The organism is Streptomyces sp. NPDC055025, assembly GCF_053608565.1.
This window is the reverse complement of sequence record NZ_JBSGVS010000029.1, coordinates 1-19,859: the sequence shown is the minus strand read 5'-3', so window position 1 is coordinate 19,859 and position 19,859 is coordinate 1. Positions and strand designations below refer to the sequence as shown.

The following is a 19,859-nucleotide window of genomic DNA, read 5'->3' as shown; positions in this document are numbered from 1 at the left end:
TTTGGCCACCACCGGTCTGCCCTCTGCCACCGATGCCGATCTGAAGCGCGTCACCGAATCCCTGGACATGCTCGCCCCGCGCTGGAGCGTGTGGGTACTGATGACTCTGTCCGCCGGTCCCCTGCGCTACACGGAGATCCACCGGCGGCTTCCCTGGCTCAACGACGGCCAGCTCCACCCCAGACTGACCAGGCTCTCCGTCGCCGGCCTGATCGAGCGCACCGAGTACACCCCGCGGCACGTCACCTACGGCCTGACCGGCCGCGGCACCGAGGTGCTGCCGGTCCTGAAGACGATCGCCGCCTGGGGCGATCAGTATCTGGAGAAGAACCCCGTCCCCCAGGCTGCGAGCGGGAAGGCGCCGTTGAGACGTTCCGTTCCGGCGCGGGACATCGAGGACGCTCTAGCCCTGCTCACGCCCCGGCATGTCCCCCCGATCCTGTGGACCCTGCGGCTGCGCGAGACGTGTACTGCCCGGGGACTGGCCGGTGTCGTCATACCTGTGTCGAACTGGACCAACATCTACCCGCCGCTCAAGCAGGTGGTCGACGACGGTCTCGTTCAAAGCGTGGAGGGGCCGGTCTACCGGCTCTCCGCCTCGGGGGAGGGGCTTGCGCCTGTCTTCCGGGCTGTTTCGGCGTGGGCGGCCGGGCGCCCCCTGGCCGAGGCGGACGTCCATCCCGTGTGGGGGCATCCTGCACCGGGTAGCTGGGTCACCCACCAGTCCCGCCTGCCGACACCGCCCGCCTCACAGACTCTGGGACTCACGGCCCGGCAGGCTCCGGCCACATGGCAGAGCAACGACCTGTTCTCGCATCAGATACCGGCCAGCCCCCTCTCCGCCGGGGGCCGAGGCCGATGAATTTCACGCACATGCCCACAGGTCATCAGGTTGCCCGTGCCGTCACCGTGCTCTCCCACCCGGGGCTCATCCGGCTGGTCAGCGAGATCGATGACAACGGTCCCTTCCCGGGGCACATGCTCACGTGCACCCTCTCCGGACTCACCCGCCACCAGATCCGCCATGCCGTGGGCACGGCCCGCGACCACCACCTCGTGTATGCCGAGCACGCCTGGGATTCCGCTTATCTGCTCACCGAGGCTGGCGAAGACCTGGCCGAGGTGTACGACACCCTCGCCCGCTGGGCCCGCGCTCACAACTACCCCGCCAACAGCTGCGACTTCGTGACCCGTATCCAGCGGACCCTCGCTCTGCTCACCGACCGGAAGATTCTCGTCGCCGTGTCCGGTCCCGGGCCTGTTCCCGGACAAGGGACGGCGCGCGGGTTGTCGGATGACGGTCTACCGCCGGGCGCCGGGGCCGCGCAGGATCTGCACGTGCCATGGACCGCCCTGTCGCGGTGGCTGCTCGCCCACCCCGGCGTGGGAGCCGAGGCTCCGCGCGGAGCGTCCAGTGACACGGCGACGGAAGAGGTGGAGCCCGCCGCGTGAGACCGATTGCTGGAACGCGGCCCGCGTGCGACTCGGTCCCTGGTCTGCTGCGCGCGGTCTATCTGCCGCGCGGCGCGGATGCCGGAGCGTCCGCCATGACCACCTACGGCATCCCGCTCCTCGTGCTGGCCACCACCGGTTCCGTGTCGTTGACGGGGCTTGCGTTCGCGCTGGAGTGGATTCCACGCCTGTCGGCGTTCGCGGTGGCCGGGGCCATGGTCGACCGGTACGGGACCACGGCGGTGTTCCGTCTTGCCTCGGTGGCGCGGGCCCTGGTCGTGCTTGCCGCGGCCCTCGCCTTGTCAGCACAGACCGGCGGACCGGCGGCGACGGTCACCGTCATGGTGCTCGCCGGTGTCAGCGGTGTGCTCACCGAATTCAGCTATGTCGCGGCCGAGTCCGAAGGCGGCGCGGCAAGCCGGGATGCCGGGGCGCGCGCTCACCGGGTGCAGTCGGTCCTGCTCGGCATCGACCAGGTCTCCACTCTCGCCGGCCCCGCGCTCGCCGGAGTGCTCCTCGAACGGAGCGGTCCGGCCGGCATGCTCCTGACGACCGCCGGCTTCTCACTTCTCGCCGCCGGCCTCGCACCCCGGCAGCCCGCCCGCGCGACCGCCTCATCCGCCCGGGTGGTCAAGGGGCTGCGCACGGGGTGGAGCACTCTGCGCTCCCTGCCCGCCCTCGCCTGGCTCGTCGCCGGGCTCGTCGTTTCCAACCTCTCCATCGGCGTGCTCCAGGCCGCCACCCCCGTCATCGTGATCACCCAGCTGGGGTACTCCAGCGCCTACGTGGGTCTGGTCTGGTCCACGGCGGCCGTCGCCTCGCTGATCGCTGTGACCCTCTGCCGCACGGCGATTGACCGGTGGGGACTATGGCCGGTCGGCGCTGCGTCGGGAACGGTCGGTGCCGGCGCCACTCTCGCTGTCGCCTACGCCCACACCTACAGCACCTACCTCGCGGTGATCGCGGTCCTCATGGCCGGCGAAGGCGGCCTGACCGTGGTCCTGCGCACCCTGCGCTCCCGCCTCATCCCTAGCACCGCGTTCAGCGCCACCCTCTCCCTGACCATCCTGTTCCTCCTGCTGCCCTTCCCTCTCGCCGGTCTCCTCGTCGCAGCAGTACCACCCCAGCACCTCGGTCACGTCATCACCGGCTGCGCCATCCTCCAGGCCCTCGGGCTAGCTACTGCCTTCGCGCGCCTGCGGGACCTGCCCGGCCTGCACGCCGCGCGCCCCTGACACCTGCCCCGTCCTTCGGAGAGGAACTCCATGCCCACGCCGACAGGACACCAGCAGAACCTGCCGGGCCTTGGCCTCCCCGGCCCGCAGGATCCGATACCCACGATCGCCGAGCAGTTCGCCGCCTTCGACCAGCACAATCCCTCGGTCTACCGGGCACTGGAAGATCTCGCGGCCGAGCGTCTTGCGGGCGGAGTCACCCGTTTCGGGATGAAGGCGCTGTTCGAGGCTTTGCGCTGGCGCCGCCTGCCGCACAGCGTGCGCGGCCTCAACAACAACTACACCAGCCTGTACGCCCGCAAGCTCATCGAGCACCACCCCCACCGGGCGTCCGTCTTCGAACTGCGCCGCCGACGGACCCCGTAACCCCCCGCACGCGGGAGCCGCGCTCCGGCCAGTCCCTCACCCCTCACACCTTTCCCCTTTCTTATGGAGCTGTTTCTTTGCCGTCTCGTCCTGTTGTCCTGGTTGTCGCTGCTGCCGATATGGAAGCCGAGGCGTACCGCAGCTACTGCCTGGAAAGCGTGGCCGCCGCCTACGACGTCGTGCTGATCACCGGTACCGAACCCAGTTGGGAGCGGCCTTTCCTGACTGGCTGGGAGGTCGCCGATCCCACTGACCAGGCCGCGCTGTCCGCCGCCGGCCGCGCCTTGGCGGCACGCCACAGGCTGGCCGGGGTGATGACCTGGACGGAGTGGTACCTAGTCCCCGTCGCTCGCCTCGCCCGCCAGCTCGACCTGCCCGCCGACCCGCCGGAGGTCATGCGGGCGTGCCGCAACAAGGCCACCGCCCGGACGCTGTTCGCCCGCCACGGGGTGCCCTCCGCCGCGTCGATGACCGCGCGCTCCCTGCTGGAGGCCGCGCTCGCGGCCGAGACCATCGGCTACCCCGTCGTCCTCAAACCCGCCTCCCACGCCGCGAGCATCGGAGTGATCCGCGTCGACCGCGCCGAAGAGCTTCCCGGCGCCTACGAGTTCGCCGCAGCCGGCGCGAGCCAGGACGTGGAGAGCACGCGGGTACTGGTCGAGGAGTACCTCGACGGCCCGGAAGTCTCCGTCGAATGCGTCACCCACCACGGCGAGACCATGGCGGTCGCGGTCACCCGCAAGACCGTCAGCTCGCCGCCGTTGTTCGAGGAACTGGCGCACTCGGTCGACGCGGCCGATCCGCTGCTCGCCACAGTGGCCCCCATTGCCACAGCGGCTATCAAGGCCCTCGGTATCACCGACGGGGTCAGCCATGTCGAGATGCGGCTGGTCGACGGCCGCCCCCGGCTGATCGAAGTCAACGGCCGGATCGCCGGCGACATGATCGGGCACCTGGTCCGCCTCGCCACCGGCATTGACCTGCCGCGCGCCGCCGCCGACATCGCCTGCGGACGCGCCCCCGACCTCACCCCGACCCGACGCCGGGCCGCGGCCATCCGCCTGCTCTACCCCGACACCTCCGGCATCCTCACCGACCTCCACCTCGACGAGACAGTCCAAGAGGAGCCGTGGCTGGAGCGCATCACCTTTCAGCGCCGCCCCGGCGACGAACTGCTGCTGCCGCAGGACGGAGGCGACATGTTCACCGCCCGCCTCGGCTTCCTCATCACCACCGGCCCGACCGGCGACCTCGCCCAGGCCCGCGCCCAAACCATCCAGCAGCAGCTCACGGTCCACATCGCCCCCAGCCACTGACCCCCCGCAACCCCGTTACCGCCCCTGACGGGTGACCTTTCTGCCCTTCAACACCGGATGCGCTCATGCCCGACTCTGAACCGATCGACGGAGACGTCTACGTCTCCCCCCGCTACCTCGCCAGCACCACCGGCATCGGCGACCCCGCCCTCGCCCCGCTCCTTGCCCTCGGCTGGGACCTGCGACACGACGACCTCGGCAACGCCTACCTAAGCGCGCCCGACCGCCGGGTCCGCCTCGGCTACCTGCCCGAGGGCGAGGACGACGGCCTGTGGCGCATCACCGCCTACAAGGACCCCTTCGGTCTGCCGGCCTGGGGCGCCTGCTTCAACGACTCCTGCCCGACCGAATTCGTCCGGGCCTTCACCACCGCGCTCGCCGACGCGTACGAGCAGGGCCCGGACACCTACCTCGCGGCGCCGCACCCCGGGAGCACAAGCCGCGACCCGTTCCTCGCGGTCGAACCGCTCATCAACCGCGGCTGGCAGATGGACCTCCCCCACTGGGGCACCTTCGCGATCCGGGCTGACGACGATCTCGCCGGGCTGGAGTTCACCACCGGACGCCTCGACCCGGAAGCCGAACTGACCAAACTGACCACCCGCACCGCCCGCTGGCACCTGTGGGCCGGCACCTCGATCGACCGCCCCGCCTGGTACGCCACCGCCAGCACCGACACCCCCGTCGCCCTGATTAAAGCCGTCACGGAGTGCGTGTCCGATCCCGCGCCGCTGCCCCGGTGGCGCGAAGACACATACAGCTACGCCCAGGGCGCCCAGCTCACCCCCGTCATCCCTCCACGCACGGCGGCCCCCACTCCGCTCGACGTCCAGCGCGCCGCCTCCCGCCGCCCCACCGCCCTCACCACCTTGAGCGTCCCGCGCTGGAGTACCACAACCCGACCGGCACTGCCCGGCCCGCGCCGCTGACCGTCGACCGGAGGCACCCCGCCAGTGCACACGCCGGGCCGCACCGTCCGGCAGGCACCGGCTGCCCCCGTTACCCCTCTGGCGCGGCGCTCCCGCTGACCGGGCATCCGACCGACTGGAGTTCTGTGTTCAAGCGCCACTGGCTGAACGTCCGCCGAAAGCCTCCACAACATTCGGAGAGCAGACCGCCCGCCTCCGGTGACGGCCCGCACGGCCCGCACGGACCTGACGGATTCTGGCTGACCGACACCGCCTTCCTCGCCCGGCTGCACACCGCGACCCTGACGCTGCTCGATATCGCCGACAACGTCATGGAAGACGACTTCACGGTGAGCGAAGCCCTCGCCGGAGCCCGGCACCACGCGGCCCACCTGCTCGGCATTCCGGCCGACTACGGGCTTCTGGCAGAGGCGGAGGCCGCAGCCCAGACCGTCCAGACCGCTGGACTCCCCGCAGGTTCGCCCTTCGCCCCGGCCATCGCCCACAGCCTGGCCCGTATCGACGCCCTGCCCGTCGAACACCAGCAGCAGCTCGTCCGCGCCGCCGGCCGCCGCTTCGCTCTCACCGCCCTGCCCCACCCACGACGCCACCCGCCTGCAGCACCACCCGACCCCCAGCCGGGCCGATCCCGTTGAGACCCGGCCGCTCGCCCGCACGGCAATCCCGCCGCACACCGGACACCTCAGGAGTACCTTCTTGCGCATCAGCCCTGCCCGCCGCCTTCCCGCTGCCGTCGCCGTCGCCGCAGCGGTGACCAGCACCCTCACCTGGGCCCCGGCCGCAACCGCCCAGTCGTCCGAGCCGACGCCCTCCACCTCGACGGATCCCAGTAAGAGCACCGAGCCCGACGCGGGTAGCGTCGTCATCGTCAAGAAGGACCCGGCCGACGACGTTCTCGCTGGCGCCGCCTTCCTCCTCCTCGACGCCACCGGCCAGGAGGCAGGCAGCGGCGCGACCGACGCACAGGGACAGCTCGAATTCACGGACCTCGCCGTCGGCGTCTATCGGCTCAAGGAGACCGCCTCCGGCAGCCCGTTCCACGATGTCGTCGCCGACCAGGATGTCATCGTCACCCCCGGCGCCACCGCCCGCCTGACGATCGTCGACCCGTTCAAGCCCGCCGACCTGACCGTCAAGACGACCGACAAGAACAGCGGCAAGCCTCTGCCCGGAGCCGTCATCAACATCACCCCGACCGGCGGTAACGGCGACACGGTCAGCCTGACCACCGGCAAGAACGGCACCGCCACCGCCCATCTCCCCGTCACCTCCCGTACCGGCACCCCCTACACCGCCACCGAGACCAAGGCCCCCGCCAGCTACCGACTGGACTCCAAGCCGGTGAAATTCAGCGCGAACCCGGGCTCGCCCGTCACCGTCACACTCACCAACACCAAGAAGGAGCAGCCAGCCAAGCCGCCCACGACACAGCCGACCTCACCGCCCGCGACCACCCCTGCCAGCCCCCCGCACCAGCACACGCCGCCCAAGTCCGGCGGAAACGAGAGCAACAAGACGCCGTCGCCATCCTCCTCGGACCCCGGCACCCCGGCCTCCGACGAGACCACAGCAAACACCGGATCCCCCGCGCCGCAGGGCTCGCTCGCCCACACCGGCACCGACGCCACCCCCTGGCTCCTCGGCAGCGCCAGCCTGCTGCTCGCCGTCGGCAGCGCGGCACTCTTCACCGCCCGCCGACGCCACGACAAGATTGAGACCAGCGAGAGCTGACACCCCTGCCGAGCCCAACAGGCCCCCGGAACTCAAGCTCTGGTTCCGGGGGCCTTCGCACGTCCAGACCCGGAAGACGAAGTTCTGGAAGTTCACGGAGTGCTGCCGACACCGCCCGTGTCGGTCGCCTTTCATGAAGACGCATCCGGACGGTCTGCTCGTCGGCCAGGATGAGCGGGACCGGAACGGGAGGCTTCCCTGGCAAGTACCGTTTGGCTTTGTCTACGAGTTTGGACAGCAGTTGTTCACTGTTGTCCCCTGTCATTCAACCCAGTCGTTTGACACCGAACACAGCGTTTCCGTAAGGCTGTGGTTGCGGACCTAGTCGCGTGCGGTGAAAGTGCTGGTGGGCAGCCCAGCCCGAGGGCGCCCGCGGTCACACACTTCATGCTCTGGTCGTCCTACAGGTGGTCGAGGGGTTCGGCGGCGTACGTGCCGTCGCCGAGCGGGGCATCGGTCAGCTCGAAGCGTTGGGGCAGGCTGCCGACCCGGCGGGTAATGACGCTGCCGGGGGCCCGGGTGGTCTCGAAGTACAGAGGAGTGCCGTCGGTGCCGGTGGTGCCCAGCAGACTGAAGCGGCGCAGCACGCGGGGAGGTGGCGGGGCGGTCCGGCGACGCCGATAGAGCCAGCCGGCTGCGGCGGCGAGACCGGTGACGACCAGACCGACTGCAGTCGGAATCAGGAACTTGTCGAAGAGCGCGGACACGGCGGCATCACTCCTGCGAGGCGGGTTACGGCCCGCCGCTGCGACGGGCCGCGCCGACTATGCGGCAGGCGGGGGTTAGCCGCGCAACCCCCGTTCATCTGGCTGCTCCGTCCGGGAAGTTGGGAGCGGTCGGCGGGTCGTCGTACAGCGCCCTCGGTGCGTCGGCGTCGGCCGCCCGGCTTGCATGCGCGGCGAACGCGGACGGTGCCTCCTCGTCCCAGGGGGGCCGGGGCGCGGCGTCGTAGTGGGCGAGGGCGGCGCGGAAGACGGGTAGATCCTCACCGGACATCTCGTAGGCCGATGCCTGCCGCCATCCGTCCTGCGGGCCGCCGCCGTAGACCACAGTGACCGGCGCCTCGGTGCCTTCGGGCCACCAACCGTGCTTGATGCCGCGCTTGAGGGCGTAGGTCAGGGCCACGGTGGGGCCGCGCAGTCCGTGCGAGAATGCCCCGCGCAGCACGGCGGCCTCCAGATGGCCGTCGGACTCTACGACCAGGCGCACGAACAGGCGGGCGTCCTCATTGAGTGTGTTCAGGAAGACCATCGCCCTGTCGACGTCCCATGCGGTGTCGACGGAGACGGCCAGTTCGTCTCGATGCTCGGCGAGCAGGTCGAGCAGTTTGCGCTCGAACTCCTCGCCCGCGCCTTCAATGGTGATCCGCACAAGAACCTTCCGCAGCACTCTATGTGGTCTCTATCGATCGCTATAGGTAGCGTTGCGGACTGAGGTTTGGGTTGTCTATAGCGACGACGTAGCGGTCTATAGATCGCCAGCTCTTTGCGGGCGGGGGCATGCCGGATTCGGCAGGGCTCGGTTCGATGGCAAAACGACTGGGTTCGATGTCAACGGACAACTGTCTCGGGAGGCGGTTGGATCGGGACGGGGTCGATGTTCACGAGAACGAGTGCCGAGTGCCGGGCGGTGAGCGTTGAGGAGATGCCATGGAGTGGGCGAAGGGATTGCTCGGGTTCGCCGCCGGGCTCCTGATATCGGTCACCACCGCGCCCGTAAGCGTCTCCGGAGCGGTCTTCCTGCTGCCCGTCCAGGAGCACGGGATGTACAGCTACCGGTCCACCGCCGCGTGCCCGCGCTTACCGGCGTAGACGAGGTAGACCGCGACTTGGGAGTTCTCGATCCGTCCAGCCGTTCCGGTGTACTGGCGCTGGACCCCAACCGTGTGGGTGCCCTTCTTCGCATCTCCGGTCTCGTCCACGACCAGCACGGCGGCCTCGTCGTGTAGGTGCTCGACGACGTATTCGCGCACGTCATCGCGGACGGCGTCGGCATCCCAGACGGCCCGGCACAGCAGATGCTGCATGCCGTGTGGGCTGGTCTTCCCGGCCCATTCCGCGATCGTCCAGCAGTTTTTGCGCGGCAGGTCCGACAGCAAACCCAGCACAAACCGCCCCGCCCGCAGTCGTGGCTCGACCCGGGTGAATCGGGCCGCGACCCGGCCCATGGCCGCCTCGAACGCTTCCCGCCAACGGACGGGATCTATGCTGTGACCTGCCGCCGCCGTCTCATCGTTACTCCACACAAGTCACGATGATCAACGGTGGCCGTGCTCGCCTCCTCACCCGCCCCGACCAGCAAGATTACGATCCACAGCTGAGGCATCAACCTCGATCGCCAGTGAGGGTCGCCCGCAAGTCCCCCAGATCACGAGTAGAGCGTGGCGTCAGCCAGTGCGAGCAAGATGTTGTTGCGCAACGGGCAGTCATCGTTGGTTGTAAAGTCGATTTCGAGTTTGACGACACCTGTCATATCCACGGTTACATTCTGCGGGCGGTTGATCTCTGCGCCCACGGTCTTCAGCACATGGTCGTCGCCCTTGATCCTCACATTGAACATTTTGGCCGTGCTGTTGTCGTCCAGCCCGATGGTCATAGTGAGCGACTTGTATCTCTCATTGATGCTGTACTCGAGTGCATCCGCGTAACAGGGGTTGAACGTCATGGCCTGTTCGTAGGGCTTCGACCCCATGGCCACCGACTGAAGGTTCAACGAGAAACTGCCACGCACGGGGGAAAGGTCGGCCAGCGGCACCGTGCCCGTGGGAAGGGGTGCAGGGCTCGACGGGTTCGCCGAGGCTTCGGCGTCGGATCCGGACGGGGTCGTGGCGGGCGCGGTCACCGTGACCGTCGCCGTCGCGGTGGCCGTCACCGTCTGCGCTGTGGGCGAGTTGACCACAGTCGGCAGACCGAAGAAACCGAGCAGCACACCGAGCACGGCCGCGAAAGCCGAGATCAGCGCCGCAATGTCACCCAGCCTGCGTCCGGGCTGCGACAGATCCGGCACCGGGCCTGGTGCGGGGCCCGGCACCGGAGGAACTGGTGGATCTAGTACTGGATCTGGCGGGTCCCCAGGGACCGGCGGCATACCATTCGACGGCGACGGTCCACTCACGCTCTGCCCCCTTCAGACGCGGCCTGATCGCACAACATTGAACCTGATCACGCCCAGGAGAGACAGATCGTCGCAGACGCATCGGCCGAAACAGCTCCTTGAGACTGAGTACTTCGCCCGTCTCCACGCACTCCGCCACCGCCAGGTCGAGCGTACAGCGCGACGAGAGCGCCCAAGGCCAGCTGCGTGATCACACGAGCCGGACCCGATCTTCGGTGCACCGTCCGAATGATCCGCTGCGTCGGCTCATTCGGACGGTGCGCAGAGAACAATTCAGCTGCCTCCGAGATCACGATCTGCAGCTGGAGTACTAATACTCCAGCTGTAGTTCGCTATCGTTCCTGGTCAGGGGCTTGTTATTGAGTCTAGTTGACTGACGGTGCGTCATGTTGTGGCAGTTCGTGACTGGCGGTGCGACGGGCGTAGTGGCAGCGTTTGGCGGTGGCTTGGTGGCGTCTTCTGAAGCGGGACCAGGTCAGTGCGCGGTCGGGATGCCGGTGCCGCGTTGGGCTGGGACGGAGAGCTTCCAGGAGTCTCCGGATTTCTGCCAGGGTGAGGGGCGCGAGAGTGCGGTCATCGTTTCTTCGGCCCCCTTTTCGATCTCGGCGGCGGCCATGGCGGCGAGGAACGCGTGGGCGAGCATGGCCAGGGTGATGTGCCGGTACCAGCCCGGGTAGCGGCGGACTTCGTACTGGTCGAGGCCGCATTCGTTCTTCGCGGCCTGGAAGCATTCCTCGATCGCCCACCGCGATCCTGCGATGTGGACCAGGTCTTCGACGGTGGCACCGTCGGGTGCGTAGGCCAGGTAGTAGGCGATCTCGTCCGGTCGGGCCAGGCTGCGGCGGGCCAGCACCCAGCGGCGGTGGGTGGGTGTGTCGCCGTCGAAGATGTCGATGACCGGCAGCTGGGCGGCTGCCCAGTGGTAGACGCGAGGGCCCTTCGCGCCATCGCCGCAGGACAGGCGCTGCCAGGCGTCATCGGGCGCTCCGGCCATGAGCTGGTCGATGCGCCAGATTCCTGCCAGTGACTTGACCTGCTGCGATTTCGGGACGGCGAGCACATAGCCGACGCCCGCCTCTTCAAGCATTCGCCGGAAGCCCCACTCCTGCCCGTAGGCGGAATCGGCGGTGACCCATGCGATGGGCAGGTCGGAGGCGAGGGCGCGCAGCACCAGGTTCCGGGCCAGTTCGCCTTTGGTCGCGAAGGCCCGCTCGTCGGGGATCTTCGCTGCCCGGCACCGGTCCCGGTCGCCCGTCCAGGACTTGGGCAGATACAGCTCGCGGTCGACCAGCGTCCGGCCCTTGGCCGAGGCATAGGCGGCGAACACGCCGATCTGGCAGTTCTCGGTGCGGCCGGCCGTGCCTGAATACTGCCGTTGGACCCCGGCCGAGGTGGTGCCCTTCTTGAGGAACCCGGTGTCGTCGATGATCAGGACGCCGCTCTCGTCGCCGAGCTTCTCGGCCACGTATGCCTGCACGTCGTCACGGAGTGCATCCGCGTCCCAGCGCGCGCGATTCAGAAGGTGTTGGAGTGCGTCCGGTGTGCTGTGACCTGCGAATTCGGCGAGCTGCCAGCCGTTCTTGCGGCCTACCGGACCCAGCAGGCCACGCACATAGGCGCGCATCCTCCACCGAAGATCCACCCGGCCGAACCGCTGCCCGACCCGCAGCAGCAACTCCTCCAGCTCCGCCGCCCACCCCGCCGCCAGCTCCATCTCGTGTACGCCCGGAACAACGGTCGCACCGCACCGCCAGTCACGAACTGCCACAACATGACGCACCGTCAGTCAACTAGACTCAATAACAAGCCCCTGACCAGGAACGATAGCGAACTGCAGCTGGAGTACTAACCTGCCGCAGCACGGTCGACCGAGTGGTGCGTGGCTTGATCCCGCTCGCGCTCGACCCTCTCGCTGCTCTGCCACTTCCCCCCGGCCGATATCGGGCGGAGAGGTGCCGTACTTGACCTTCTGCGGGAATTGGCGGCTCCCTGTCCGGGGAGCCCGCGTCAGGCGCTCGGTCCCTCGGGGGGATTCTGCCGCATTTTCACCAGTTCGCCGGGGGCAGACAGGAAAGATTCGCAAAGGACTGGCCAACGGTCGCGGAAGCATGTCAACGTAGAGCTTCTCCCGAAAACACCAGGTCAGAGAGGTGTTTGCCTATGTCGGTGGCTCCCGCCGCCCGCGGATTCTCCACGACCATTGAGGCCCTGCGACTGCACTCCTGGCAGCTCGGCCCCGGACAGCCGGCGCAGGTCACGGATCTGTTCAGCGCGGAGTTGTTCCACCTGGTCGTGGATGACCGCGCGGATGTTCACATCAGCAGCAAGGACGGCCGCTTCTACCTCGGCTGGTTCCCCTCCGGCCGGCCCGGCACGGAGGGCGAGGGCTGGAAGGTCGCGGTGACCGGTACCGCCACGGTCCCCGGGTACAGCATCAGCTTCGACACCGAGACCCCCGCCGAGATCGTCGCCGCCGCCGTACACCGTGTCCTGGCCGGTTCGCGCCCTCTGTGAGCTGACACGTCGCCCTGCCTTTCTCCCGGACTGCCTTGACCGCCTCGTGGGTGAGCGGATGCCCTCGGCAGGCATGGCGACCATGCGAGTTGGACGGGCGGGGACGTCGTGGTGCGGCGTCGGCGCGTACGCGGTCGCCTTCGCTGGCATCCCTGATGCCTGTCCGGACGGGAACCGTCGGCTGCTGACCGGTGCCCGGGCGGGCGCGCCGGGGCTGATGGCAGTGTGCCGTGCCTCTCGTCGTCCGCCTGGTGGTGAACGCCGCGTGTGCTTACTTCCGTCCGCCCGTCGGCCCTGCTTTGCCTCGGCGTGGCATCCCGGCCTCGACTGCAAGGAGACCGCTTTGGAACCGCAACTGGAGATGACGGTCGGTGAGTTCATCGACCGTCTGTCCGCCTGCGACCGTGATGTACCGGTCCGCCTGGCGATCAACCCGTTCTTCCCCATGGCCCACCGCGTCGCCGATGTTGTCACGGCGACCGACGAGGTTGGGTGCCCGGCGGTTTTCATCGCCGAAGGCAGGGAGGAGAACGGACAGCTCGGACATCTCCCGCCCGATGTCGCCATCGCTCTCACCTGGCACGAGCCGACCGTAGCGCCCTCGCGCAGGCGGCGCTCAGCCCGTCGCCACGACGGCGAATAGCCCAGATCCCTTCCCCCAGGAGGCGCCCCTGCACCCGCACCATCCCCTCGATCCGTCCGCCTCTCGATCCCCAGGCCCGGTGTTCTGGGTCACTCCCCGTCATCTCGCGGGTGACGACGGCCTGCTGGCCGACCAGGTCAGTGCCACCCTGGACGGGCTGGGCTGGACGAGCCTGACGATCGTCCGCGGGCGTCAGGAACCGGGCGAGGCGGAGGAGGAGAGGCAGGTCCTGCGCAGCACGGTGCTGCACCTCAGCCCCGACCTGCTGGCCTGGGCCCAGTGGACCCTGCCCGATGAGCCGTTCCTCCTCGGCGAGCTGCCGGTCGCCTGGCAGGTCTCCGCCCGCACCCATACCAGTAGTGCCGTGGCGCAGTGGAATGCGTACTTCACGAGCGGCATCCCTTACGAGGTCCTCGGGGACTTCCTTCTCGCGCTCGACGCACGCACGGACCCGGCTACCGGGTTCGACGGACCCGAAGCGGTCCTCGCGGCGTTGAGCGGGCAGGGCTGGGTCCGCGACATCGACCACCCGGACACCACCGCCACCGATCCGGGCTTCGCCTCCAGTTTCACGCTGTGTCTGCTGCCGCTGCTCATCCAGGACGCCGACCCGCGTTCCGAGCTGGTGGGGTGGCAGGCATGGGCGGAACCGGTCCTCGGCGCCCCATACGTGTGGTCCGCCGCCTTCAGCGCCAGCGTCCCGCACGACCTGGTCGCGGCCTTCGCGGCCTCGCTCGCCTCACCGGTACCGGTCCCGCGCCGCGTGCTGCCCGAGGGCACCGAAGACCGGCTCACTCTCATCCCGCCGAGCTGAACCGGCACCATCCCGGCCGCTACAGCCCCGGTCCGCGCTCATCTCCCCGACAGGAAGGCACCACCTCTTGGACTCCGTGCGCTCTCTTCCGGATGACGGCGATGCAGATGTCTGTCAGCGCTGCGGCAATGTCGGCTTCCTCGCCCGAAACCGGGACCTCCTCGGCGAGCCTGCCTGGTGTGTTGATTGCCACGTGGGGCTCGACACCGAACAGGCCCGCGCCGGACACACCTGCGAAGACCGCTGTGGCCTCGCCATCGACCACGTTGGCCTGTGCGCTCCTCCCCCCGACCGCGCCGACGCCCGAGACCGAGCAGAGCTGGACACCGTGGAAAGGGGAGGGCTTGCCGCGATTTTGGTGCGGGATCGACTGGTCGGAGGCGCTGAATGATGTGGCCGTGGTCGACGAGGGCGGTGAGATGGTCGCGCACACCCGTGTGGCGGCGACTCCGGAAGGGGTGAGGGAGATTCTTACTCTGCTGCGCGGTCTTCGCTCCAGTCACCGGCACAGCCGTATGCAGGTTCCGGTGGCGATCGAGACGCCGCACGGCCTGCTGGTGGCCGCCCTGCGAGCCAAGGGACAGCCGATCGTGGTCATCAACCCCGGCGTGGTCGCCCGCTACCGGGGCCGGATCAGTCCGGCCCGCAAGAAGTCCGACCGGACGGACGCCGTGCTGCTGGCCAACATCCTGCGCACCGACGGCAGTCACCACCGGCCGATGCCCCGCACGTCGCAACAGGCCGCCGCGATCACGGTCCTGGCGCGCGCCCAGCTCCGGACCGTACACACCCGTCAGTATCACGCCGGCCAGGTGCGCAGCCTGCTGCGCGAGTTCTACCCGGCTGCGCTGCTCGCGTGGAAGGACCTCCCGGGCGGTATCGTCCGCGCCGAGGCACGCGCGCTGCTGACGCTCGCTCCCACTCCGGGGCAGGCTGCCGCCCTGAGCAAGCGGAAGATCGCGGACACGATCTCCGGCGCGGGACGCTTCCGTCTGGTCGACACCCACGCCGAACGGCTCCGGTCGGTCTTCCAGCAGCATCACCTGCGCCAGCCGCCTCTCATGGAGGCGGCCATGGGCGAGCAGCTGCGGACCAGCGTGGGCCTTCTCGACCAGGCGTGCACCGCCGTCGACCAGCTCACCGCGACCACGGCCGGCGCCTTCCAGGCCCACCCGCACGCGCCGGTCTACGCCTCGTTCCCCGGCTGCGGCTCGCTCATCGGCGCCCGGCTCCTCGCTGAAATCGGCGACGACCCGGACCGGTTCACCGTCCGCGGACTGCGCGCCTACGCCGGAGCCGCGCCCCTGACCTGGGAGAGCAGCAGCAGCCGCACCGTGACCCACCGGCGCATCGCCAACAACCACCTCAAAGCAGTCGGCCACCTGTGGGCATTCGCCAGCCTGACCCGGTCACCGGGCTGCCGTGCCCACTACGACCGCCGCCGCGAACAGGGCGACCGCCACGCCGCGGCATTGCGGAATCTGTACGGACGTCTCCTGTCCGGCCTCCACTTCTGTCTCAAGAACGCCACCCCGTACCGGGAAGAAGCAGCCTTCCCACACCGTGCCGATTAGAGGGCACGGGGCGGGCGCGACGGCGGCCGGGAACACACCCAGGAATGCGCCCCGGGCCCTGGAGCCCTTATGCGGGAACGGTGCCCGGCCGCTCTCCGCCTACCCCGCGCCATGAATCACGTAAGGCCCAGCCCCTCTTCCCGAGGGACTGGGCCTTATCCGTGTCCGGACGTGGGTCCTTGCTGCTTCTGCCCTGATGTGCGTCTTCCCCGTCGGCCGGTTAGGGCGGCGGGGCAGATTGGCACCGGGTCAGTTCGCGGCGTGCGCCTTGGCGAGTGCCTTGCCCAGGTGCGCGTCGACGAGGCCGGGGGATCCGGCGAGCAGGACGACGGTGGTGGCGGTGCGGACCGCGGTCTGCTTGACGACGGTGGTGCGTCCGCCGGTCGTGTAGGTCATCTGCAGGCTCCACCGCTCGTCACCGAGCTGCGGCGCGGGCATCTCCTGGATGGTGATGTCGACCGGCGTGCTGCTGGCCACTACCTGGTAGGAGGGGCACGAGGTCATGGCGTCGAAGATCCGGCTGGTGTTCTCCGACAGGTTCGCCTCGGTGTCGCTGTACAGCTCCTCGGACACCTCGGAGGTGCTGCCGCCCGCGTAGGTGAAGGCTGCTTTCGCCCGGCGCGGGAAGTCGAGGGATCCGCCGGCCGCGGCGTCGCCGCCGAGCTGCTCCAGCGCGGGGCAGCCCGTCACTGTCACGTCGTCGTGGCCTGAGCTGGTCTGCGGCTTGCGGACGTAGCCCTCGCCCAGGTCGCTCTCCTCCAGCAGCCGCTCCCGCAGTGCCGCCGAGGACAACTGCTTGACCGGCTTCGCGCCGTCGGCCGTGTTCTTCTGCTGCGTGGCGGCCGGGGAGGCGGACTCGGCTGTGGGCGAGGGCGTGTTGGAGCAGCCGGGGAGGGTGAGGAGGGTGAGGGCGGTCAGGCCGATGACGGCGGCGGACGTGATGCGAAGGCGCATGTGAACCCCTGGGTGAGATGGATGGGCTGGGCAGTACCGCTCCTTGGGGGCGGTGTTCGCGGGGGGCAGGGGTTACGGGTGGGTTAGCTGGCGGGGTGGCCGAGATGCTTGAGGCCGTCTTCGAAGGTGGCGTGGATCGCGTCGCTGGGGCCGCTGTTGCGGTTGTACCAGGCGGTGTCCAGGCGGGGTTCGAGCGTTTCGTGGCCGGCGCGGCAGCGTAGCCAGACTTCGTCGCGGGTGCTGAGGATGATCCAGTCCCGGTATGCGCCGCACTGCGGGCATGCGCGGACTTCACCGTCGATGACGAGGGGCCGGCGCCGGGGCATCATCATTCCGGCGATCTCGTTCCGTCCCGGCACCCGCAGGTCCGTCGGCAGGAAGTCGTCAACCTGGACCTCCGGATGCCATTCCGTGTCTGGCACCTGCTGCGGGGTGGTCGTCGCCAGGGGCGAGGTCTGCGTGGCGGTGATCTGCTCGTGCCAGTGCTGGATGGCGGCCATCTCACGTTCGTTGTCGCGGCGTGCGCGTATGCGTCGGAACACGCGGTCTCCCTCTCCTCGTCCTGCAGGCCATAGTGATGGTGCCCCAGGCATATGACCAGCTTCCACTTAAGAACTCTCCAGTAGTCATCGGGTCTTGCGCCGCTGGTCCGGGCGGTCCGTGGCGGAGCGCGTCCTACGCGACGGCAGGGGTGTTGCCATGGATTCGTCGACTGGTATCTGCGGGGCGTCGGCTGGTAGATCGGCGATGCGCCGGAGCCTCCACACCAGTACGTCGCTGACCGAGTCCGCGGTGCCCAGCTCGCGGCGGGCGGCTGCTTCGGCGAGTAGCACGGCCGGGTGGTGGCCGGCGGCTTCGGCGTCGGCGAGGGTGGCGGCCAGGGCGTACCAGCCGGGTTCGGCGAGGATCTGCTCGGCCAGCTCCGGTACCGCCTGGTGGAGATAGGCGGCCTGTTGACGCCTGAGTGGCTGGGGCAGGCGCCGGCCGCGGTGGTGGAGGACGGCCATGGGCTGTGCGGCTGCCGTCTGGTAGGCGGCGCGCAGGTGTTCGGCGGCCTTGCGGGCGGCGGCGGCCTGCTGGGCGTGTTCCTTCCTGCCGTGCCAGTGGGCCGCGGCGGTGACGAGGAAGAACACCATGTCGATCAGCATCGCCGTACTCGCCCCGTCCTCCCCACGGCCGAGAGCGGGGCCGCTGTAGATGAGGTCCCGGGCGGCCTGGCGCAGCGCGCGCTCGTGGCCTCGTTCGGCCCGGACGTGGGAGCGGGAGGCCCGCTCGAACGCGAACGCGGCCTCACGCAGCTCCCGTCGCGTGTGGGCGGCTGACGTTTTGGCGAGCGCGTCGAGAACCTCCCCGGCCGCCGCGATGTGCGCGGCGACGACCGCGTCGTCACCGTGGTCGACGACCAGTACCGCCTCCCACACCGCGCTGGTCGCGCGCCGACGCGCCGCTGCCGGCCCCGACGCCCTCGACGTCCGCCCGGTGGAGGCATCGCCGCCCTGTTCGGCGGTGGTGGTGTTGCCGGACCAGCGTGCACGGATCCGGGGGAGGGAGAGGTCGAGGGCGAGCTTGGAACCGGAATAGAAGACCGGCTCGCCGTCCTTGTTGCGGTCGTCGGGCAGCGCGACGGTGTAGCCCAGCAGGTCGCCGGAGGGGGCGACCCGTGTGCGGATGAGGAGTCCGGCGGCGCGGAGCCGGTCGAAGAACTCGCCCTCGTCCTGGGCTCCGGCCACGGCGCGGCGCACGGTCTCCCGGAGTTCCTCGCGCGGTGTCCACTCCCTCTTCTTCCGCTCGGCTTTGTGCCGTTCGGCGCTGGTGGGCCGTTGCGCGGCGGTGCCGTCACCCATGTTGAGGCGGCGCAGGCCCAGCTCGGCTTCCAGGAGCCGGGCTTCGCCCTGGACGCGGGGAGCGTCGAAGTCGAGGTCAGGTTTGTAGCCGTCTTCACGGACGAGGGTGGCGATGATGTGGATGTGGTCGTCGGCGTGGCGTACGGCGGCCCAGCGGCATCCGGATTCCCCGTCGGGGTGGTCGATGCCGGCGGCGGCGACCATACGCCGGGCGATGCCGGCCCACTCCTCGTCGGAGAGGATCCGGTCCTCGGCGGCATTGCGCACGGAGAGGTGCCATACGTGCTGGGCGGGCCGGTCGGCGGCGTCGATGGCATCGAGCGGCTGGTCCAGGAGCCGCTGGAGGTCCTTGCAGGTGGCGTGGGGGTCGCGGCCGGGGTCGGGGGCGTTGCTGTCCCAGGAGGCCACGAGGTGGGGGTCGGTGTGTTCCTCGTGCGTGCCCGGCCCGTACAGGTAGTAGAGCAGGCCGATCGTGCGCTTTCCGCGCTTGTGGATCCTGGGGATCATCGCTGGCGCCTGCGCTTCTAATCCTGGGCGAGCAGTTGGTCGGTGGCGTCCTGGACGCGGCTGACGGCGCGCTGGACGGCGGCGATGACCGCATCGAGTTCGGGTGGCCGGCCACCAGAGTTGAGGGCGCGGGTTACCTGGTTGAGGTTGTTGCCTACCTGTCCGAGGTGGCGCCGGGCGGCGAAAAGCTCGGTGACCAGCTCCCGGCGCCCGGCGATGACCGCGGTGGTGTTCTCGGAATCCTCGGCAGCGGCCAGGCCGGCGCGCACGAGGTAGGCGGGCAGGCTCCTGCGCGCGGTCCGGGCGGCGACGGTCAGGCGCTGCCATTCGTCGTCGTTGAGACGGACACTGCACACACGGGCTCGCTTGCGCTCGCGTGTCAACGGCGAACGCTTACGCGACGCTGAGAGCGTGGCACGCGCGCTGCGCTGGGGCGCTTCTCCTGCACCTGGCTGCGGTCCGCCCTCGGTCGCTGCCTGCCGGACCAGTGCCCCCCGGCGCTGGTCCGCTCCCGCCACCCCCGGGGCGGGAGATGGCCGAGCTGCCTTCCCCGACGGGGAAGAGTAGCTTGGCCGATAACTTGCTCGCCCCGAGACCGAGTTGGGGCCGGGCCCACCCGAGGTGGGGGCGGGCGTCGTCTGCGGGTTCGTCATCAGGTGCGGGTCCTCGTCGTGCGGGTCGGGTGCTGGATTTCGGAGGCGAGTTCGGCAGTCGCCGCGCAGTTGTCGAGCACGCGGACACCCTTGGTCAGGGCGAGCTGGACGAGCCGCAGACCGCTCGGCCCCGGACGGCGAAGCGCGGGAACCGTTACCTCCCCCGAGGAGTGGAGGCGGGCTCTGCGTCGGCAGGGTGGTGGCCCTGCGCCG

20 protein-coding genes and 3 pseudogenes are annotated in these 19,859 nt (G+C 69.4%); 13 read left to right on the top strand and 10 right to left on the bottom strand.

From position 1 onward, the window contains the following. The first annotated feature begins 1 nt into the window (after window position 1). From ACWGDX_RS19165 to ACWGDX_RS19130, 8 genes are all read left to right on the top strand, one after another. Window positions 2-862, top strand: a complete 861-nt coding sequence (locus ACWGDX_RS19165; protein ID WP_453627008.1) for a winged helix-turn-helix transcriptional regulator — start codon at window positions 2-4, stop codon at window positions 860-862. A gap of 11 nt (window positions 863-873) precedes the next feature. Beyond that, entirely contained in the window at window positions 874-1,452 is a 579-nt protein-coding gene (locus ACWGDX_RS19160) for a hypothetical protein (protein WP_453627006.1), read from the top strand. After that, window positions 1,449-2,687, top strand: a complete 1,239-nt coding sequence (locus tag ACWGDX_RS19155; protein WP_453627004.1) for an MFS transporter — start codon at window positions 1,449-1,451, stop codon at window positions 2,685-2,687. Before ACWGDX_RS19160 ends, ACWGDX_RS19155 begins: the two co-directional genes overlap by 4 nt. 30 nt (window positions 2,688-2,717) lie before the next feature. Beyond that, the gene (locus ACWGDX_RS19150) at window positions 2,718-3,053 is read left to right on the top strand and encodes a hypothetical protein (RefSeq protein ID WP_453627002.1); all 336 of its coding nucleotides are present in this window, start codon (window positions 2,718-2,720) and stop codon (window positions 3,051-3,053) included. A 119-nt stretch (window positions 3,054-3,172) separates the two neighbouring features. Beyond that, window positions 3,173-4,369, top strand: coding sequence for an ATP-grasp domain-containing protein (locus tag ACWGDX_RS19145; RefSeq protein ID WP_453627000.1), 1,197 nt, complete (start codon window positions 3,173-3,175; stop codon window positions 4,367-4,369). Window positions 4,370-4,434: 65 nt separating this feature from the next. Then, window positions 4,435-5,298: a DUF317 domain-containing protein gene (locus ACWGDX_RS19140; protein ID WP_453626998.1), complete on the top strand. Its 864-nt coding sequence runs from the start codon at window positions 4,435-4,437 to the stop codon at window positions 5,296-5,298. A 125-nt stretch (window positions 5,299-5,423) separates the two neighbouring features. Then, complete coding sequence (locus ACWGDX_RS19135; protein ID WP_453626997.1) at window positions 5,424-5,933, top strand: hypothetical protein; 510 nt, start codon at window positions 5,424-5,426, stop codon at window positions 5,931-5,933. Window positions 5,934-5,994: 61 nt separating this feature from the next. Further along, the gene (locus ACWGDX_RS19130; protein WP_453626995.1) at window positions 5,995-7,029 is read left to right on the top strand and encodes an MSCRAMM family protein; all 1,035 of its coding nucleotides are present in this window, start codon (window positions 5,995-5,997) and stop codon (window positions 7,027-7,029) included. Window positions 7,030-7,430: 401 nt separating this feature from the next. Here the strand turns inward: ACWGDX_RS19130 and ACWGDX_RS19125 are convergent, their stop codons facing one another. Together ACWGDX_RS19125 and ACWGDX_RS19120 are read right to left on the bottom strand one after the other, a co-directional pair. Beyond that, window positions 7,431-7,736, bottom strand: a complete 306-nt coding sequence (locus tag ACWGDX_RS19125; protein WP_453626993.1) for a hypothetical protein — start codon at window positions 7,734-7,736, stop codon at window positions 7,431-7,433. Window positions 7,737-7,830: 94 nt separating this feature from the next. Continuing rightward, entirely contained in the window at window positions 7,831-8,400 is a 570-nt protein-coding gene (locus ACWGDX_RS19120; RefSeq protein ID WP_453626991.1) for a hypothetical protein, read from the bottom strand. 278 nt (window positions 8,401-8,678) lie between these two features. Between ACWGDX_RS19120 and ACWGDX_RS19115 the strand changes: the two are divergent. Next, window positions 8,679-8,783 (top strand): annotated as a pseudogene (locus tag ACWGDX_RS19115) (sulfite exporter TauE/SafE family protein); the annotation flags it as partial. A gap of 20 nt (window positions 8,784-8,803) precedes the next feature. Here the strand turns inward: ACWGDX_RS19115 and ACWGDX_RS19110 are convergent. The 3 genes and pseudogenes from ACWGDX_RS19110 to ACWGDX_RS19100 form a co-directional block, all read right to left on the bottom strand. Then, a pseudogene (locus ACWGDX_RS19110) lies at window positions 8,804-9,196 on the bottom strand (IS701 family transposase); the annotation flags it as partial. A 200-nt stretch (window positions 9,197-9,396) separates the two neighbouring features. Beyond that, window positions 9,397-10,035, bottom strand: a complete 639-nt coding sequence (locus ACWGDX_RS19105; protein WP_453626989.1) for an NPCBM/NEW2 domain-containing protein — start codon at window positions 10,033-10,035, stop codon at window positions 9,397-9,399. Window positions 10,036-10,618: 583 nt separating this feature from the next. Further along, a complete protein-coding gene (locus tag ACWGDX_RS19100; protein ID WP_453627152.1) occupies window positions 10,619-11,857 on the bottom strand; it encodes an IS701 family transposase in 1,239 nt (412 codons plus the stop codon). A gap of 446 nt (window positions 11,858-12,303) precedes the next feature. Between ACWGDX_RS19100 and ACWGDX_RS19095 the strand changes: the two genes are divergently transcribed. From ACWGDX_RS19095 to ACWGDX_RS19080, 4 genes are all read left to right on the top strand, one after another. Then, window positions 12,304-12,657 carry a DUF317 domain-containing protein gene (locus tag ACWGDX_RS19095; protein ID WP_453626987.1) on the top strand — a complete coding sequence of 118 codons (354 nt, stop codon included), beginning with the start codon at window positions 12,304-12,306 and terminating at the stop codon, window positions 12,655-12,657. A 361-nt stretch (window positions 12,658-13,018) separates the two neighbouring features. Further along, window positions 13,019-13,300, top strand: a complete 282-nt coding sequence (locus tag ACWGDX_RS19090; RefSeq protein ID WP_453627151.1) for a hypothetical protein — start codon at window positions 13,019-13,021, stop codon at window positions 13,298-13,300. Window positions 13,301-13,379: 79 nt separating this feature from the next. Beyond that, window positions 13,380-14,114: a DUF317 domain-containing protein gene (locus ACWGDX_RS19085; protein WP_453626985.1), complete on the top strand. Its 735-nt coding sequence runs from the start codon at window positions 13,380-13,382 to the stop codon at window positions 14,112-14,114. A gap of 344 nt (window positions 14,115-14,458) precedes the next feature. Continuing rightward, a complete protein-coding gene (locus ACWGDX_RS19080) occupies window positions 14,459-15,688 on the top strand; it encodes an IS110 family transposase (protein ID WP_453626983.1) in 1,230 nt (409 codons plus the stop codon). A gap of 249 nt (window positions 15,689-15,937) precedes the next feature. On the opposite strand, the gene ACWGDX_RS19075 is transcribed toward ACWGDX_RS19080, so the two are convergent. The 5 genes and pseudogenes from ACWGDX_RS19075 to ACWGDX_RS19055 form a co-directional block, all read right to left on the bottom strand. Continuing rightward, a complete protein-coding gene (locus ACWGDX_RS19075; protein ID WP_453626981.1) occupies window positions 15,938-16,642 on the bottom strand; it encodes a hypothetical protein in 705 nt (234 codons plus the stop codon). Between the two features lie 83 nt (window positions 16,643-16,725). Further along, window positions 16,726-17,142 carry a hypothetical protein gene (locus ACWGDX_RS19070; protein ID WP_453626980.1) on the bottom strand — a complete coding sequence of 139 codons (417 nt, stop codon included), beginning with the start codon at window positions 17,140-17,142 and terminating at the stop codon, window positions 16,726-16,728. Window positions 17,143-17,268: 126 nt separating this feature from the next. Beyond that, window positions 17,269-18,993 (bottom strand): mobilization protein, encoded by a 1,725-nt coding sequence (locus tag ACWGDX_RS19065; protein ID WP_453626978.1) that lies wholly within the window; start codon window positions 18,991-18,993, stop codon window positions 17,269-17,271. A gap of 17 nt (window positions 18,994-19,010) precedes the next feature. Beyond that, window positions 19,011-19,376, bottom strand: coding sequence for a plasmid mobilization protein (locus ACWGDX_RS19060; RefSeq protein ID WP_453626977.1), 366 nt, complete (start codon window positions 19,374-19,376; stop codon window positions 19,011-19,013). A 269-nt stretch (window positions 19,377-19,645) separates the two neighbouring features. After that, window positions 19,646-19,859 (bottom strand): annotated as a pseudogene (locus ACWGDX_RS19055) (hypothetical protein); the annotation flags it as partial.